Here is a 16,261-nt window from a genome sequence, read left to right as displayed (position 1 = left end):
TCGTGGCTTCATACCTGCCGCCCGCATGATTTCCAGGTTCACCCTTCTCCTACTGCTCGTCTCCCTGGCCATTCTCCCGGCCTGTAAAAAAGAGCCGACACCCCAGGCTTCAACTTCGAAGCTCGTCTTGCTGCTTTCGGCTGACCTCCAGCACCCCTTCGAAATGGGGCAGACACTGATGCTCAAGCGCTTTGCCGCCAATCGGGCGGAATACGTCCTCAAAACACTCGATGCTGCTGGCAGTGCGGATAAACAGGCGAGGCAGCTTGCTGAAGTGCTGTCCAACAAGCCCTACGCCATCATCATCACTCCCATTGATTCCAATGCCCTCTTGCAGGAGGTGAAGCGAGCAGTGCAGGAGGGAGTTCTGGTCATCTCACTGGGTGAAGGCACCCCTCCCCTGCCCTCTTCCAGCACGCTTGTGGTGGATCAACGCCAGTTGGGCCGACTTGCGGGTGAAATCGCTGTGCGCTCACTCACCCTCAAGGCTCAGGATGAAGCGAAGAACGAGATTGTCGGGCGCCTCGTCGAACTTCGCGGGGATGAAAACAGCCCACTGAGCACCGCTCGTCATGAGGGGTTCATGGAGGAAGTGAGCAAGGTGCCTGGACTCATCCTCGTGCATGATGCTCCCGGTCAGTGGACACGAGAGGGAGGCAGGGAGCGAACCACCGAGGCGATGCGCCTCCAAAACCGGTTCGACGTGCTCTATGCTCACAACGACTCCATGGCCCTGGGAGCAGCCTTCGCACTTGGAATTCAGCGCCAGGAGGTGCTCATCATCGGCTCCGATGGCTTTCTTGGCGACGAAGGCGGACTCTCGCTGGTAAACAGTGGCGTCATTGATGCCTCCGTCTATCAGCCTCCACTCGTGGATCTGGCCTGGCAGATCATCCTGCGACGTGCAGAAGATCCGAACTTCACCCCGAAGCCGAATTACAAAGTCGCGCCCATCGCGATCACCCCCAAGACGGTCGATGATCTGCGCCGTAGCGGACCTCCGCCGCTGCCAGCCCTTTAAATCAGGCGCTCTTCTTCTTTGCAGGAGCCTTTTTAACCGCAGCCTTCTTGGCGACCGGTTTCTTGGCAGCAACTTTCTTCGCGGCCACCTTTTTTCTGGCGGCTTTCTTCGCCGGCTTCACAGGCTCAGGAACTTCTGGTGCCCAGGGCACCACAGGCGCATCGCCCCAAAGTTCTTCCAGGGAGTAGTATTCACGTTTTTCCTCGGACAGCACATGCACGAGCACGTTGGGGAAATTCACGATGATCCACTGGCTGTCGAAGGAACCGTCCACAATGAGCGGCTTCATGCCATGCTTCTCGCGCATCTGAACCACGACCTCATCCCGCACAGCACGAAGCTGAGGAGAGGATCCTACAGAGCAGATGACAAAGAAATCCGTAACGGGAGAAAGGCCGCGTAGATCCAGCAGCACGATGTTCTCGGCTTTTTTATCATCGGCATACTTGGCGCACAATTGCGCGGTTTCGAGGGCGTCCATGAGTGATTGGTAAGGTATAGCCCGACTCAGAACCCACTTTCGTCCTCAACGCAAGCCTGCATCGAGAAAGCACACGTGATCTAGGCTCAACGAATGCGACCCCAGTGCGAAGTGATCGGCCAGTAGCACCACAGCGCCGGACCGACGAGGTTGCGCTCGGGCACGGTGCCCCAGACGCGGGAGTCGCTGCTGTTGTAGCTGTTATCCCCCATGGCAAAGTAGTCTTCGTCATGGAGATTGATCTTGTTGATCATGCCGCCGACGTTTTCAGCGAAGCCGTAGCCGCGGTAGCCGTTCACAGGCTCGTCCCGAGTGCCTTGCATGACTTTCTTGAAGCCTGGTTCCTCAGCTTCCTTGCCATTGATGAAAAGCTTGGGCGACTGCACATCCAGGAGATCTCCCGGAAGACCGGCGAGGCGCTTGATGTAGTGTTGCGAGCCCTGCTCGGCGGGCACGTTGATGCCTCGGATATGCTTTGTGGTGAAAACGAACACCTCGCCGCGCGTCGGTGAGCGGAAGTGGTAGCTAACTTTGTCCACGAGGACGTGATCCCCATTGTGTACCACGCCACGAGCGAGGAGCTGACCTTCTTTGACTGGCAGTCCGCCGGGCAGCTCGCGCCCCCAGCGCCGATCAGGCGTATCGCGCCCGGTGAGGACTGGATCGGCATTCAGATGTTCGATAAGCTGGAGTTCATTGAGCAGCTGAGTCTTCGGGGATTTAATCGTGATCGTATGCTTGTCCTCGAAGTGCAGCTTGCAATACGGCATGAAAATCAGGAAGCGATGCTCCGTCAGCGGCTCCCTGGCTCGCAGGTTCCCTGTGTGATCCGACACCACATTGATGTGACGCGTACTGGAGAAGATGGAGCCCACCCAGCCAAAGATACCTGGTGACGGATCTTCCGCCGTGGCCTCCGCGGTGATGCCATTCAGCGTCGGCTGCATGGAACCCGTCGGGATTTGGAAGGGCTGGGCGATGTAGGCGCGGATGCCGAGGGCAATGACGATGGCCACAAAGATGACCTCCACATTGTCAGCGATCTCACTCGGCGCCGCCTCGGGCATGGCCTTTTCACACACGCGGTTGATCTCCTCATTGAGCATCTTCAGACGCTCCTTGTTCTTCGTCTTCATCGCGTCTTCGAGACTGCTGCGCAGGGTCTCGATCTCATCAAGCTTCGCCGCAGGCAGCAGGTCGCGCTTGTAGTTGATGAAGCGGGTGACGCCTTTGTGCAGGAGCTGGGCGTGCTTGAGATAGCGAGGTGTGAAAAAGAACATGAGGTCAGCGGTGTGAATGAGGAGGGAAACGCGGTGAGATCACATCACCATGCCACCATCGACGGCGAGCACCTGGCCCGTGATGTAACGAGCCTCCGGGCTGGCCAGAAAGGTAACGGCTGCGGCGATGTCCTCAGCCTGACCGAAGTCACCCAGCGGGATCTTTTCCAAAATGGCCGCCTTCACCTTGTCATCCAGCACGCCCGTCATGTCCGTGGCGATGAAGCCGGGAGCGATGACGTTTGCCGTGACACCACGGCCTGCATACTCCTTCGCCAGCGACTTGGTAAAGCCGATGAGGCCCGCCTTGCTCGCCGCGTAGTTCGCCTGACCCGCGTTGCCCATCAGGCCGATGACGGAGGCGATGTTGATGATGCGTGCGCCTTTCTGTTTCAGAATGCTGCGCTGAAAGGCCTTCACCATGTGGAAAGCGCCCTTCAAATTCGTATCCACCACGAAGTCCCAGTCTTCCTCGCTCATGCGCAGGAGCAGACCGTCCTTGGTGACACCGGCGTTGTTCACCAGAATGTCCACACGATCAAAGTCGGCCAGCACCTGCTTGCCCATCTCAGCCACGGCGGCACCGTTGCCGACATCCACCGCATAGCCTTTGGCGGCACCTGGATACAAAGCGTTGATGGACTCCGCAGCGGCCTGGGAATTGGCTTCCGTGCGGCTGACAATGGCGACTTTGGCCCCCTCAGAGGCGAATTTTTCTGCAATGGCTTTGCCGATGCCACGTCCGGCACCGGTCACGACGGCGACTTTATCTTGGAGTTTACCCATGCGCCATCATGGAGGGCGGTCATGGGCTGGCAAGGGCGGTTACAATCCAAGTTTAAACTTTTCATCGTGCCCGGCTCGTCCTAGCCTAGAAACACGCCTCTTCAAAAAACAAACCTCAACACATACACACGACCATGGGCCTGATGGATTACCTCAAAGGACAGTTCCTCGAAATCATTCAATGGCAGGACGACTCGCGCGACACGCTCGTCTGGCGCTTCCCGGATGAGGACAAGGAAATCAAACGCGGCGCACAGCTCATCGTGCGCGAGTCGCAGGTGGTGCAGTTCGTTTATCTCGGCCAGTTTGGCGACACCTTCGCCCCCGGCAAACACGACCTCGTCACGGATAACATCCCCATCCTCTCCACGCTGAAAGGCTGGAAGTATGGCTTCGAGTCCCCCTTCAAGGCCGACGTCTATTACGTCAACACGCGCCTCTTCACCGGCAACAAGTGGGGCACCAGCAACCCCATCATGATGCGTGACGCCGACTTCGGCATCGTCCGCGTCCGTGCCTTCGGCACCTTCGATTTCCGCATCTCCGATCCGAAGCTCTTCCTCAAGGAAGTCTCCGGCTCCGACCATCACTTCCGCCTCGATGAATTCGCCGACACCATGCGCAGCCGCATCGTCAGCGTCTTCACCGATGCCCTGGCCTCCGCCAAAGTCCCTGTGCTCGACCTCGCCACCCGCTACAGTGAGCTCGGCGACGCTCTCCTGCCCATCATCAATCCGCAGACTCAGAGCAAATACGGCATCGAGATCACCAGCTTCCTCCTCGAAAACGCCAGCGTGCCGCCAGAGGTCGAGGCCGCCATCGACAAGCGCAGCAGCATGAGCGCCATCGGCAATCTCAACGACTACGTGAAGTTCCAGATGGCCGAGGGCATGGCCAAAGGTGGCCCAGGCATCGCCGGTTCCGCCGCCGAGATCGCCATGGGCTTTGGCATGGCGAACCAAATGATGGGCCAGGGTGCCTTCAACATGAATGCCCCCCAGACCGCACCGGCAGCCGCTGCGACCCCTGCCACCGACATTCTCACACCCGCCCAGGTCGCCCAGACCCTTGGCGTCACCGAGGGTGATGTCATCGCCAGCATCGACGCCGGTGATTTGAAGGGCAAAAAGATCGGCAGCCAATACCGCATCACCAAAGCAGCGCTGGACGAGTTCCTGGCGCATTGATTGAACCTCACTCAAAACGCCTGCGTTTCATTCAAGACGCAGGCGTTTTTGTTTTCGGAGAGACATTCAAACACCGCCGCGTTGATTTCCGCCTATGTTCTCCCGCCGACACCTCGTTCTCCTCGCCCTGGTTTCCTCCGCCGCTTTGGCTCAGCAGCCTGCGGCCCAAGCGCTGACGTTAAAAATCGTCACCGACCGCGCAGACGCCATCTACCACGCGGGTGACAGTGCGACCTTCCAGATCGAGTCGAGCGATGCGACCCTGCCCTCCGTCACCGCGAATGTGTCTGAGGACGGCTGGAATGCCCAGCCCGCACAAACCGTGGTGCTCACTCAGGGCAAAGGTTCCCTCAGTCTGAAAGTCACGAAGCCCGGCTTCACCCTCGTCCGAGTCACCGCGCCGAAGACAACCGCCTCCGCCCTGGCCGCCGCCGCTTGTGATCCCAGCAAGATCAAACCCAGCCTGCCGATGCCGGATGACTTCGACAGCTTCTGGGCCAAACAAAAGACCGCCCTGGCCAAAGTGCCTGTGAAATTCACCCTCAGCCCCGTCACCACGCCCGCCAAAACGGTCGATGCCTTCGATGCGCAGATCGACTGCCTCGGCGTTCCCGTCTCCGGTTATTATGGGCGCCCAAAGAACGCCGCTCCGAAATCCTGCCCCGCCATCCTTTTCGTCCACGGGGCAGGAGTCAGTGGTTCCAGTCTTGGCGGCACTTACTGGGCCGAGCGTGAAGGCGGCATGATCGCCATGGACATCAACGCCCATGGCATCCCCAATGGAAAGCCCGCCGACTTCTACAAGGAACTCGGTGCAGGCGCGCTCAAAGACTACCGCTATGTCGGCCGCAGCGATCGCGAGACGAACTACTTCAAAGGCATGTTCCTCCGCCTCGTCCGCGCCATCGACTTCCTCACCGCGCAGCCCGAGTGGGATGGCAAGACCGTCATCGTCTATGGCAGCAGCCAGGGCGGCTTCCAGGCCTTCGCCGCCGGAGCGCTGGATGAGCGCGTCACCTTCATCTGTGCCGGCGTTCCCGCAGGCTGTGACCACACCGGCATCTCCGTCAACCGCATCAACGGCTGGCCCAAATTCGTCAGCATCACCGACGGCAAACCCAACGAAGCCGAGCTGCAAACCGCCCGCTACTTTGACAACGTCAACTTCGCCCAGCGCTGCCATGCCAAAGGCGCCGCCGTCAGCGTTGGATTCATCGACACCACCTGCCCGCCCACCAGCGTCTATGCCGCCTTCAATGCCCTGACCATTCCCAAGCAGATCCACATCGACACCCTCGCCGGTCACAAGAACACCCCCGAGGCCAGCAAGTTCATGCAAGACGCCGCCCTCGCCCATGTCCGCACGATGAAGTCAGCCAAGTAATCTCACACCTTGTGCTTCAGTGAGTCCACCTGCCATCGTCTGATGGAAGGTGGCTCGGGACGGAATCGAACCGCCGACACTAGGATCTTCAATCCCATGCTCTACCAACTGAGCTACCGAGCCGCTGCCCTTTTTGCGAAGGGCCGCGACAGTGGCAAAGCTCAGCATTCACGCAACGGATTTTTCACGCTTTCTTCATCCACACAGGGGCTGCGGATCAAAACAAGGGTCATTTCAGGTCACGGAACCAGCAACGTCTGGATGCCAGACCAAGGCGTCGATGCACGTGACACTTCATTGCCGTGATGAAACGAGGGGCCGACGGGCGGTTAGTGCGACTACCTCCGTCATGAACTCCACTTGTTCAAAGCGGAGGATTGCAAGGACACGCTCTCCAGCATTCTCACATGCTATAACGAGATCGTCGCAGCGTGTGAAACTGATCCAGTGCTCCAGATTCGGTTTTGATCAGGGGGGCGTCCGCTTTCAGCCGCAGATGCGAGATGGGGATTCCGAATCATCCCTTTCCCCGCAAAAACACGCGGCTATCACACGACTTTACTGCCCCGCATGAAATCCCTCCTCGCTCTCGCATTTCTCACCACGGCCGCGCTCGGCCAGTCACGCGACATTCTCGACTACACCGGCCAAAACAACGCCCCGGCGGGCACGAAGAGGCTCGTGTTCATCGCGGCGAAGGGCACGCATGGCGGCGGTGGGCAGCATGAGTTCTTCGCGGGGGCTTCGTATCTGGCGCGGCGGATCAATGAAACCTATCCGCAGGCTTTTGCGGTGGTGTATCCGGAGAACAACTGGCCGAAGGACCTCACGAAGGCCGATGCGATCATCGTGCTGCTGAATCATGGCGGCAAGGCGGCGGACGATGCGAACATCAAAGCGGCTTGTGATCGCGGGGCGGGCTTTGCGGCGATTCATTATGGCGTGGAGGCGAAGATCGGCTCGCAGGGAAAAAACTACCTCGACTGGATGGGTGGCTTCTTCGAAACGTTTTACTCGGTGAACCCGACTTGGGACGCGAGCGTGCAGCCGGGCAAGCATCCGGTGGCGAATGGCGTGAAGGCCTTTTCCGCGAAAGATGAATGGTATTACCACATGCGCTTCGTGCCGGAGATGAAGGGCGTGACGCCGGTGCTCAGCGCCATCGCGCCGCTGAACACGGTGAAGTTCAAAGAGGGCGACAAGCCGAGTGCGCACGGTGGCAATCCCGATGTGCTCGCGGATGTGAAAGCGGGCAAGCCGCAGCATCTTGCCTGGGCGTTTGAACGGCCGAAAGGCGGTCGCGGCTTCGGCTTCACGGGCTTCCACTTCTTCGCAAACATGACGAATGACAGCTTCCGCACGACGATGCTGAACGGCGTGGCGTGGGTGAGCGGCTTGGAGATTCCAGCGGGCGGTATCGCGTCGAAAACACCGACGCAGGCCGAGCTCGACGCGATGATGGCCGAAGCGCACGGCCCGAAGGTCACGAAGCCCTCCGGCACGGCGAAACCGATCTTCGAAACACCGGCGCTGACCTCCACGAGCACGCCGCGCCTTGTTTCCATCGATGTGCCGCTGAAGGACGCGAAGGAGCTGTATCTCGTCGTTTCGGATGAAGGCTCGAAGAGCTGCGATTGGTCGAACTGGATCGAACCGAGGCTCATCATGGCCGATGGATCGGTGAAGGACCTCACCAAGCTGAAGTGGAAAGGCGACGACGCAGGCTTTGGCCGTACACGCATCGGCACGAATCACACCGGCAAGCCGATGCTCGTGGACAAGCAGACCTACTCGAACGGCATCGGCACGCATGCGCCCTCGGCCATCGCGTATGATCTGCCGGCGGGCGTGGCACGTTTCACCGCGAAGGTGGCCATCGACGACGGCGGCATGATGCGCGGCGGCAAGGCGAGCGATGCGAAGGTGAAATTCCAAATCTACACCGCGTTACCTGCCACGCCGGAGGCGAAGGCCGCAGCGAATCCGCCGAACTTCAACGAAGGCCCGCCGCAGGTGCCCGCTGAGATGTTCACCGTGCCCGAGGGACTCGAAGTGACGCTTTGGGCCACTTCGCCGATGCTCTACAATCCAACGAACATCGACTTCGATGCGCAGGGTCGGCTGTATGTCGCGGAAGGCGTGAACTATCGAGGCAAAGGCGGTCGCCGCAAAGAGGGCGACCGCATTGTCGTGCTCGAAGACACCGATCACGATGGCAAGGCGGACAAGAGCAGCGTTTTCGTGCAGGAGCCCGCGCTCGCGTCGCCACTCGGTGTCGCGGTCATGGATGGAAAGATCGTCGTGTCACAGCCGCCGGACCTGCTTGTATATTCCGATGCCGATGGCGATTTGAAGCCGGAGAAGCGCGAGGTGCTGCTCACCGGCTTTAATGGCCGCCAGCACGATCACAGCTTGCACAGCGTCACCGCAGGGCCGGACGGCCAGTGGTATTTCAATCAAGGCAACACCGGTGCCGAGTTCACCGATCGCAGCGGCAAGACCTTCCGCATGGGCAGCCCGTATCAGCTGCAAAACATCGCCGGCATGAAGAGCGACGACGGCCACGTGTGGATCGGCGGCTTCAGCGTGCGCATGAATCCCGATGGCACGAACGTGAACATCATCGGGCACAACTACCGCAACAGCTACGAGCAGGCGCTCACCAGCTACGGTGATCTTTTCCAAAGCGACAACGATGACCCACCCGCCTGCCGCGTGACGCATGTGCTCGAAGGCGGCAATGCCGGATTCGCCAGCGCCGACGGTCAACGTGCCTGGGGCGCTGACAAACGGCCCGGCCAGGACACGCCGACGGCGGAATGGCGTCAGGAAGACCCCGGCACGATGCCCGCGGGCGATGTCTATGGCGGCGGATCGCCCACCGGCGTGGCCTTTTATGAAAATGGTGCGCTCGGTGAAAAATGGCGCGGTCTGCTGCTCGCATGCGAGGCAGGCAAAAACGTGATTTTCGGCTACCAGCCGCAAACCGACGGCGCAGGCTTCAAACTCGAGCGCATGGACTTCATGACCTCGAACAAGGAGAAGCAATGGGCTGGCAGTGACTTCCTCGGCGGCAAGGAGACGAACGAGTTGAAGACGAAATTCCGCCCCAGCGATGTCTGCGTCGGCCCCGATGGCGCTTTGTATGTCGCCGACTGGTTTGATGCCCGCGTCGGCGGCCACGGCACACGTGACGACGGCTTCACCGGAGCCATCTACCGCATCGCGCCGAAGGGATTCAAGAGCGTGGTGCCCAAACTCGATCTGAACACCGTCGAAGGCCAAATCGCCGCTTTGAAGAGCCCCGCCGTGAACGTGCGCAACAGCGGCTTCAACCGCCTGAAAGCCGCTGGAGCCAAAGCGGTGCCTGCGGTGGCTGCTTTGCTCGAAGATGGCGATTCATTCATCTCCGCGCGTGCCGCATGGCTTTTGGCGCAACTCGGCGAAGAAGGCATCGCGAAGGTGAAGCCGTGGTTGCAGTCGAAAGATGCGACTCAGCGCCTCGTCGCGTATCGGGCACTGCGTCGTGCGAATCATGATGTGTTGATGATGGCGATAAAGATGGCTGGCGATAGCGATGCCGCCGTGCGTCGCGAAGTGGCACTGACGGTGCGCGACATGCCCGCAAGTCAGTGCGCGCCCGCTCTTGTGCAACTCGCTCATTTGTTCGACGGCAAGGATCGCACCTATCTCGAAGCCCTCGGCCTCGGCAGCGAAGGCAAGGAGAGCGAACTCTTCAAAGTCCTGACCACAGGCCATGCGGAAGGCTGGAAGACCTTTGAAACGCTCGCGAGCCAAGATAGCGCTGCCTGGAGTGATGCCTTCGCATGGATCGCATGGCGTCTGCATCCGCCGGAAGCTGTGGAGGCATTTAAAGCCCGCGCCCTCAATGACAAGCTCAGCAAAGACCAGCGCCAGCTCATGCTCACCGCGCTCGCCTTCACGAAAAGCGCCGAGGCGGCCGGTGCGATGATCGAACTCGCTCAGAAGAAGGATTTTCCGCTGCAAGAGATGGCCAAATGGTGGCTCATGAATCGCAAAAACAACGATTGGAAGGCCTACGGCATCGAGCAGAGCCTGAAGGCGCTCGGCATCTACGATCCGGACAAGGTGCAGCTCACCGCCAGCCCGCTGCCACCACTACCCGCGAACGCGAAGCCGCTCGACCTCAAAGCCATCGCCAAGCTCCAAGGCGATGCCAAACGCGGTGCCACAGCCATCGCCACCTGCTACACCTGCCATCGCTTTGGCAGCAACGGCATCGACTTCGGCCCTGACCTTACCACTTTCGCGAAACAGCAGACCGCTGACGTGCTCATCCAGGCCATCGCCGAGCCCAGCAAGGGCATCTCGCATGGTTTTGAAGGCAGCGAGATCACCACCACGGATGGATTGAGCATCACCGGCATCGTTTTGACCAGCGGCGACCCCGTGCTCATCAAATGCATGGGCGGCGTCGTGCAGACCGTGCCGAAAAAGCGCATCCAGAGCCTCCAAAAGCTCAAAGGCCGCAGCCTCATGTTCGAACCCTACATGCTCGGCCTCACCGAGCAAGGCATCGCCGACATCGTGTCGTATTTGAAGAGCCTGTGAGCGCGGGAATACGACCTCATTGACCTTGTTGACGTCAACAAGGTCAATGAGGTCAATGAGGTCAAATCGGCCGCGTGCCTTTGCACTCCGGAAACGCAGAGCACCCCCAGAAGTCTCCTTTCGCGGACTTTCGTCGGCGCATGGGCTTTTCGCACTGCGGGCACGCGGGGGACGGCTCGGCGTTGCGTTGTTCTTCGCGGGCTTCGAGCCTCCTGGCTGTCAGGCGTTCGCTGAAGCCGCCGGTTTGCTCAAAGGCCTCGCCTTGCGCGGCGATCTGGCTTTTGAGCATGTTCAGCGCCCGCCCGAGGATGATCAGCATCGCATTCGCCACCACCACGGGGTCGGCGGCATCCAGCCAGCGGGCGTATTTGCGCCGCTGCTCCAGCGCATGCTTTGCGGACTCATGCACCATGTCGTCGGAAAACGCCGCCGCGTCCAAAGAGATGGCATTCACGGCCTTCGCCTCGGCTGAATGAACCGACCAAGGGAGCTCTCCGCGATCCAGAATGAACATCTCGTAGTCCCCACGCAACTCGCTGAGACTGGCGCGTGCCACGTCGGTGAGTTTCATCTCGGTGTCCTTCGAGGTCGAAGAGCGCTCCGAGCCTTCGATGATGTTTTGGCGGCCACTTCGTGCCGCCTGGGTCATCTGGTCGTATTGGCGGCCTTTCGGGTCGTAGAACTTGTCGTCGGCCTCGCGGTGGTCGTGCGTCAAAAAGCGGCGGCAGAAGCGCAGGGTGTCCAATTGGATGATCGTCGCCAGCGTGAACGAATGCAGCCTCCGAAAGCCACCGTGTTTGTCGAAGAGTTGTTGAGGCATAGAAAAATGCGGGGACAAGATTGACCGGATTGACCCAGTTGACGCGTCAATTTGGTCAATCCTGTCATTACGGTCAATCTCCCGCAAACAAACTCCCGCCCCTCATTTTCTCGTCCGGTTTCAGCCGCTCGTGCGGAATGCAGTTTCCGAATCGTCTCTTTTGTCGCAAAAACACCCGGCAAAGGCACGACTTAGAAGTCCTCTCAACCGCATGAAACACATCCTCCTCACTCTGCTCTCGCTCGCCACCTTCGCGACGGCTGCGCCACTTGTCTATGAAGGCACCGAAGGGCCTGGCAAAGGCAAGCACATCGTCTTCATGGCGGATGACCATGAGTATCGCTCGGAGGAGTCGCTGCCAGGATTGGCGCGGCTTTTGGCGAAGCATCAGGGCTTCAAATGCACCGTGTTGTTTGGCATTGACCCGGAGTCCGGTGAGATCGTCGCGGGCGATGCGTCGAACATGCCGGGCATCGAGGCACTGGACACGGCGGATCTCGCGGTGGTGTTTCTGCGCTTCCAAAACTTCCCCGCGGAGCAGATGAAGCACTTCGATGACTACTTGAAGCGCGGCGGCCCCGTCGTCGGCCTGCGCACGGCCACGCACGGCTTCAAGATCCCGAAGGACGCGCCCTACGCGAAGTATTCCTTCGACTACAAAGGCAGCGACTACGAACTCGGCTTCGGCCATCAGGTGCTCGGGCAGACATGGGTAGGCCACTACGGCACGAATCACAAGCAGAGCACCCGCATCGCCCTCGTGCCGGACAAGGCCTCGCATCCCATCCTGCGCGGCGTGAAGGACGTCTGGGTGCAGGCAGGCGGCTACGTCGGCAAACCGACCTCCGGCGAGATTTTGACCATGGCGCAGCCGCTCAATGGCATGACGCCCGATTCCCCTGCCGACACCACCAAGCCGCCGATGCCGAGCGAGTGGACCCGCAGCTACAAATCCGCCTCCGGCAAAGAAGGCCGCGTTTTCACGTCGCTGTATGGCACCTCCGAAGACATCACGAACGACGGCTACCGCCGCCTGCTCGTGAACGGCATCTTCTGGGCCCTCGGCCTCGAAGAGCAGATCAAAGCCGACCTCAACATCGCCTTCGTCGGCCCCTTCAAGCCAAACACCTTCGCCGGTGGCGCTTACGCCCGCGGCATCAAACCGGAGATGTATGCCGGCTTTGAAAGCCCGATCCCCGCGAACAACAACGTCAAGAAGCCCGAGAAGAAGAAAGAAGCTAAAAAAGATGGGAAGCAGGCCGCTGCGGCTCCTGCGGCCGCGACCGTCGATGCCAAACCGAGCGTCGCCACGGGCAAACCGGCCCGTTTTGTCCGCATCGAGATTCCTGGCGAGCGTCAGTGCATTCAGATCGCTGAGATTGAGGTGCTGAGCGGTGGTAAAAATATCGCGAAGGGCGGCAAGGCCACGCAATCGACCACCGGCCACGGCGGCGATGCGAGTCGGGCGATGGATGGCGACAAGGACCGCAACTACGGCAAGGGCATGACGCATACGATTGAGAACAAGCCGAATCCCTGGTGGGAGCTGGATCTGGGCTCGGCGCAGCAAGTGGATTCGATCGGCCTGTGGGCGCGTCAGGGCTTCCCGGAGCGTCTCGGCGGCTTCACGCTGAGTTTGCTCGATGAGGCACGCAAACCGGTGTTTGAGATCAAAAACGTCGCGGGCATGGAAGCGATGACGATTGATGTCAAAGGCGGCGGCAAGCTCGCTTACCTCACGTTTGATGGTAAACCGGGCAAACCGGCGGTCAAAGGCAGTGGTGGCGGTCGTTCTGCACCAGCAGCGGCGAAGGAGCCTGCGCTCGTCGATGTGCCTGCGGACTACAAAGACACGCTGCCGTTTGCGTTCAGCAAAGGCGACACCGTGGCGATTCTCGGCAACGGCCTTCCCGACCGCATGCAGCATGATGGCTGGATGGAGACAGTGCTGCAAAGCGCCCTGCCAGAGCAGAACGTGCGCTTCCGCAACATGAGCGCCAGCGGCGACCGCCCGAACTCCTTCCCGCGCAGCGGCGGGCACATGCACATGACGGATTACCTGCGCCATGTGAAGCCGGATGTCGTGTTCGCCTTCTTTGGCTACAACGAGTCCTTCGAGAACAAGCCGGACGACTTCAAAAAGCAGCTCGTCGATTTCGTGAAGTATGTGCGTGGCACGAAGCCGAACGGCAAAACCTTCCCACGCATCGTGCTCTTCAGCCCCATCGCGCATGAAGACACGAAGAACCCGAACGTGCCGAGCGGTGCGGAGCACAATCCGCAGCTCGAAGCCTACACCAAGGCCACCGAAGCCGCCGCGAAGGAAGCGGGCGTGGGCTTTGTCGATCTCTTCCACCCGTCGCTCGATCTTTTCAAAGCCGCGAAGGAGCCGCTGACGATCAATGGCGTGCATCTCAGCGCCGAGGGCAATCGCCAGCTCGCCGAAGTGATCGCGAAGGCCCTGCTCGGCAAAGAAGTGACCGCCTCCGCCTCGCTCGAAGAGCTGCGTGAGGCTGTGATGGAGAAGGACGTGCATTGGAACGCCCGCTACCGTGCCCGCGATGGCAATGACGTGTGGGGCGGCCGCTCGACGCTCTCCTTCACCGATGGTCAAACCAACGCCGTCGTGCTCCAGCATGAGCTGACGATGCTCGACGTCATGACCGGCAATCGCGATGCCAAAGTGTGGGCGCGATCCAAAGGCGGCGATCTCAAAGTCGATGACAGCAACGTGCCGCCGCCTGTGCCGGTGATTTCCAATGTCGGTGGCAAATCGAAGTCATCGAGCGCCATGAAGGAAGGCCGCACGGAATACATCAGCGGCCAGGAAGCCATCAAGCACATGGCCTTCGACCCACGCTTTGAAGTAAGCCTGTTTGCCGATGAAGCGCAGTTCCCGCAGCTCGTGAATCCCGTGCAGATGCAGGTCGATACCAAAGGCCGCCTCTGGGCCGCCGTGTGGCACACCTACCCGATGTGGGAGCCTCTCAAAGAGATGAAGGACGCCCTCGTCATCTGCCACGACGACAACAAAGACGGCAAGTGCGACCGCATGACGGAGTTCGCCCGCGTGCAAAATCCGCTCGGCTTTGAGTTCTGGAATGGCGGCGTCATCGTCACCTGCGCCCCGGACATCATCTTCCTCAAAGACACCGATGGCGACGACGTGGCCGACGTGCGCACCATCATGCTGCAAGGCGTCGATTTCGCCGACACGCATCACGGCGCGAACAACCTCGTCATGGGCCCCGATGGCGGCATCTACTGGCAGAGCGGTGTCTTCATGGTGCACAATCACGAGCATCCATGGGGCCCGTCGCTGCAAACCGGCACCAGCGCTATGTATCGCTTTGATCCGCGTCGCTTCACCATCGCCAAGCACGCCGACAACTCGCCGAACCCGCACGGCATCGCCTTCGACACCTGGGGCTATCATTACGCCACCGACGGCACCGGCGGTCGTGCTTACCAAGTGCGCCCCGAGGGCAACGGCTTCAAAATGTATGAGCTGCTCAAGAAGGAAGTGCGCCCCGTCACCGCGAGCGAAGTCGTCAGCAGCACCCATTTCCCCGAAGACATGCAGGGCGACTTCCTCATCTGCAACGTCATCGGCTTCCTCGGCATCAAGCACTACGATCTCGCTCGCGATGGCGACAAAGCCAGCGTCTGGGGCGAGCCTGCCGGCGCCGAACTCACCGTCAAAGTCACGCAAGCCGATGGCAGCGTCACCGAGGACAAATCCCGCGGCCTGCTCATGAGCGGCGACAAGAACTTCCGCCCCAGCGATGCCGTCTTCGGCGAGGACGGCTCCCTTTACATCGCCGACTGGCACAACGTCATCATCGGCCACATGCAGCACAACGTGCGCGATCCAAATCGCGACCACAAACACGGCCGCATCTACCGCATGACCGCCAAAGGCCGCGAATTGCAAAAGCCCGTCGCCATCGACGGCCAGCCCATCCCCGCCTTGCTCGAAAACCTCAAGCATCCCACCGACAGCGTGCGCCATCGCACCCGCGTCGAACTCAGCGAGCGCCCCACCGCCGAAGTCATCGCCGCCACCAAGGAATGGATGAAGCAGTTCGACGCCACGAAGAAAGAAGACGCCCATCACCTTCTCGAAGCTCTCTGGCTCCACCAGCAGCACAACGTCCGCGACACCGCCCTGCTCGCCAAACTGCAAACCAGCCCCGAACTCCACGCCCGCAACGCCGCGAATGTCGTGCAGCAACTTTGGTTCAACGTCGAAGCCAGCACCAAAGGCGGCGTCATCGCCGGAGAAGCCGAGGAGAAGGCCCAAAAATCCGGCATCCTCAGCGACACGCCCGAATTGACCACCATCCGCATCGCCACCATCCGCGAGCGCCTCATGTATGACGTGAAGGAGCTCAACGTGAAGGCCGGCAAGAAGATCAAGCTCACCTTCGCCAATACCGACGTCATGCCGCACAACCTCCTCGTCACCAAGCCCGGCAAAGCCGACGCCGTGATGAACGCCGCCATCGTCATGGGCGCCGCCGGTTTCGAAAAAGGCTTCATCCCTGCCGGTGACGACGTGCTTCATCACACCAAGCTCCTCGACATGAACAAAGAGGAAACCCTCGAGTTCACCTTGGCTGCTCCCGGCGACTACCCCTTCGTCTGCAGCTTCCCCGGCCACGGCATCATCATGCGCGGGGTTTTGCACGCGAAGTAGCATAGCCTTT

The 16,261-nt window shown here is 60.3% G+C and carries 9 protein-coding genes and 1 tRNA gene; 5 read left to right on the top strand and 5 right to left on the bottom strand.

The genetic code is table 11. The features are described from left to right. The first annotated feature begins 25 nt into the window (after positions 1–25). Positions 26–1,021 (top strand): substrate-binding domain-containing protein, encoded by a 996-nt coding sequence (locus AC6FTP_RS02010; protein ID WP_497205229.1) that lies wholly within the window; start codon positions 26–28, stop codon positions 1,019–1,021. A gap of 1 nt (position 1,022) precedes the next feature. Here AC6FTP_RS02010 and rsfS read toward each other — a convergent pair whose 3' ends face one another. The 3 genes from rsfS to fabG all read right to left on the bottom strand — a co-directional run bounded on the left by rsfS (position 1,023) and on the right by fabG (position 3,568). Next, the gene (rsfS, locus tag AC6FTP_RS02005; RefSeq protein ID WP_497205228.1) at positions 1,023–1,502 is read right to left on the bottom strand and encodes a ribosome silencing factor; all 480 of its coding nucleotides are present in this window, start codon (positions 1,500–1,502) and stop codon (positions 1,023–1,025) included. Positions 1,503–1,588: 86 nt separating this feature from the next. Then, positions 1,589–2,782: a signal peptidase I gene (gene lepB, locus AC6FTP_RS02000; RefSeq protein WP_497205227.1), complete on the bottom strand. Its 1,194-nt coding sequence runs from the start codon at positions 2,780–2,782 to the stop codon at positions 1,589–1,591. Between the two features lie 39 nt (positions 2,783–2,821). Then, positions 2,822–3,568, bottom strand: a complete 747-nt coding sequence (fabG, locus tag AC6FTP_RS01995; RefSeq protein WP_497205226.1) for a 3-oxoacyl-[acyl-carrier-protein] reductase — start codon at positions 3,566–3,568, stop codon at positions 2,822–2,824. Positions 3,569–3,702: 134 nt separating this feature from the next. Here fabG and AC6FTP_RS01990 point away from each other — a divergent pair, with 134 nt between their 5' ends. Together AC6FTP_RS01990 and AC6FTP_RS01985 are read left to right on the top strand one after the other, a co-directional pair. Further along, complete coding sequence (locus AC6FTP_RS01990) at positions 3,703–4,755, top strand: SPFH domain-containing protein (RefSeq protein ID WP_497205225.1); 1,053 nt, start codon at positions 3,703–3,705, stop codon at positions 4,753–4,755. Between the two features lie 94 nt (positions 4,756–4,849). Continuing rightward, the gene (locus AC6FTP_RS01985) at positions 4,850–6,139 is read left to right on the top strand and encodes an acetylxylan esterase (RefSeq protein WP_497205224.1); all 1,290 of its coding nucleotides are present in this window, start codon (positions 4,850–4,852) and stop codon (positions 6,137–6,139) included. Positions 6,140–6,189: 50 nt separating this feature from the next. Here the strand turns inward: AC6FTP_RS01985 and AC6FTP_RS01980 are convergent. Continuing rightward, positions 6,190–6,262, bottom strand: a tRNA-Phe gene (locus AC6FTP_RS01980). Positions 6,263–6,709: 447 nt separating this feature from the next. Between AC6FTP_RS01980 and AC6FTP_RS01975 the strand changes: the two genes are divergently transcribed. Further along, positions 6,710–10,732 carry a PVC-type heme-binding CxxCH protein gene (locus AC6FTP_RS01975; protein WP_497205223.1) on the top strand — a complete coding sequence of 1,341 codons (4,023 nt, stop codon included), beginning with the start codon at positions 6,710–6,712 and terminating at the stop codon, positions 10,730–10,732. Between the two features lie 61 nt (positions 10,733–10,793). Here the strand turns inward: AC6FTP_RS01975 and AC6FTP_RS01970 are convergent, their stop codons facing one another. Continuing rightward, entirely contained in the window at positions 10,794–11,552 is a 759-nt protein-coding gene (locus AC6FTP_RS01970) for a four helix bundle suffix domain-containing protein (RefSeq protein ID WP_497205222.1), read from the bottom strand. 211 nt (positions 11,553–11,763) lie between these two features. On the opposite strand from AC6FTP_RS01970, the gene AC6FTP_RS01965 reads away from it, so the two are divergent. Beyond that, on the top strand, positions 11,764–16,251 hold the full coding sequence (locus tag AC6FTP_RS01965) for a PVC-type heme-binding CxxCH protein (protein ID WP_497205221.1): 4,488 nt from the start codon (positions 11,764–11,766) through the stop codon (positions 16,249–16,251). Positions 16,252–16,261 lie beyond the last annotated feature (10 nt).

Origin of the sequence: Prosthecobacter sp. (genome assembly GCF_044378005.1) — a bacterium.
In the GTDB taxonomy this organism is placed as follows: domain Bacteria; phylum Verrucomicrobiota; class Verrucomicrobiia; order Verrucomicrobiales; family Verrucomicrobiaceae; genus Prosthecobacter.
The sequence above is the reverse complement of the archived record's forward strand: the minus strand, read 5'-3'. Positions and strand labels throughout refer to the sequence as shown.

Bases quoted from the DNA above. Each gene is read 5' to 3' on its own strand.
- AC6FTP_RS01990 (WP_497205225.1), top strand. From the start codon at position 3,703: ATGGGCCTGATGGATTACCTCAAAGGACAGTTCCTCGAAATCATTCAA.
- fabG (WP_497205226.1), bottom strand. From the start codon at position 3,568: ATGGGTAAACTCCAAGATAAAGTCGCCGTCGTGACCGGTGCCGGACGT.
- AC6FTP_RS01970 (WP_497205222.1), bottom strand. From the start codon at position 11,552: ATGCCTCAACAACTCTTCGACAAACACGGTGGCTTTCGGAGGCTGCAT.
- AC6FTP_RS01975 (WP_497205223.1), top strand. From the start codon at position 6,710: ATGAAATCCCTCCTCGCTCTCGCATTTCTCACCACGGCCGCGCTCGGC.
- rsfS (WP_497205228.1), bottom strand. From the start codon at position 1,502: ATGGACGCCCTCGAAACCGCGCAATTGTGCGCCAAGTATGCCGATGAT.
- lepB (WP_497205227.1), bottom strand. From the start codon at position 2,782: ATGTTCTTTTTCACACCTCGCTATCTCAAGCACGCCCAGCTCCTGCAC.
- AC6FTP_RS01965 (WP_497205221.1), top strand. From the start codon at position 11,764: ATGAAACACATCCTCCTCACTCTGCTCTCGCTCGCCACCTTCGCGACG.
- AC6FTP_RS02010 (WP_497205229.1), top strand. From the start codon at position 26: ATGATTTCCAGGTTCACCCTTCTCCTACTGCTCGTCTCCCTGGCCATT.
- AC6FTP_RS01985 (WP_497205224.1), top strand. From the start codon at position 4,850: ATGTTCTCCCGCCGACACCTCGTTCTCCTCGCCCTGGTTTCCTCCGCC.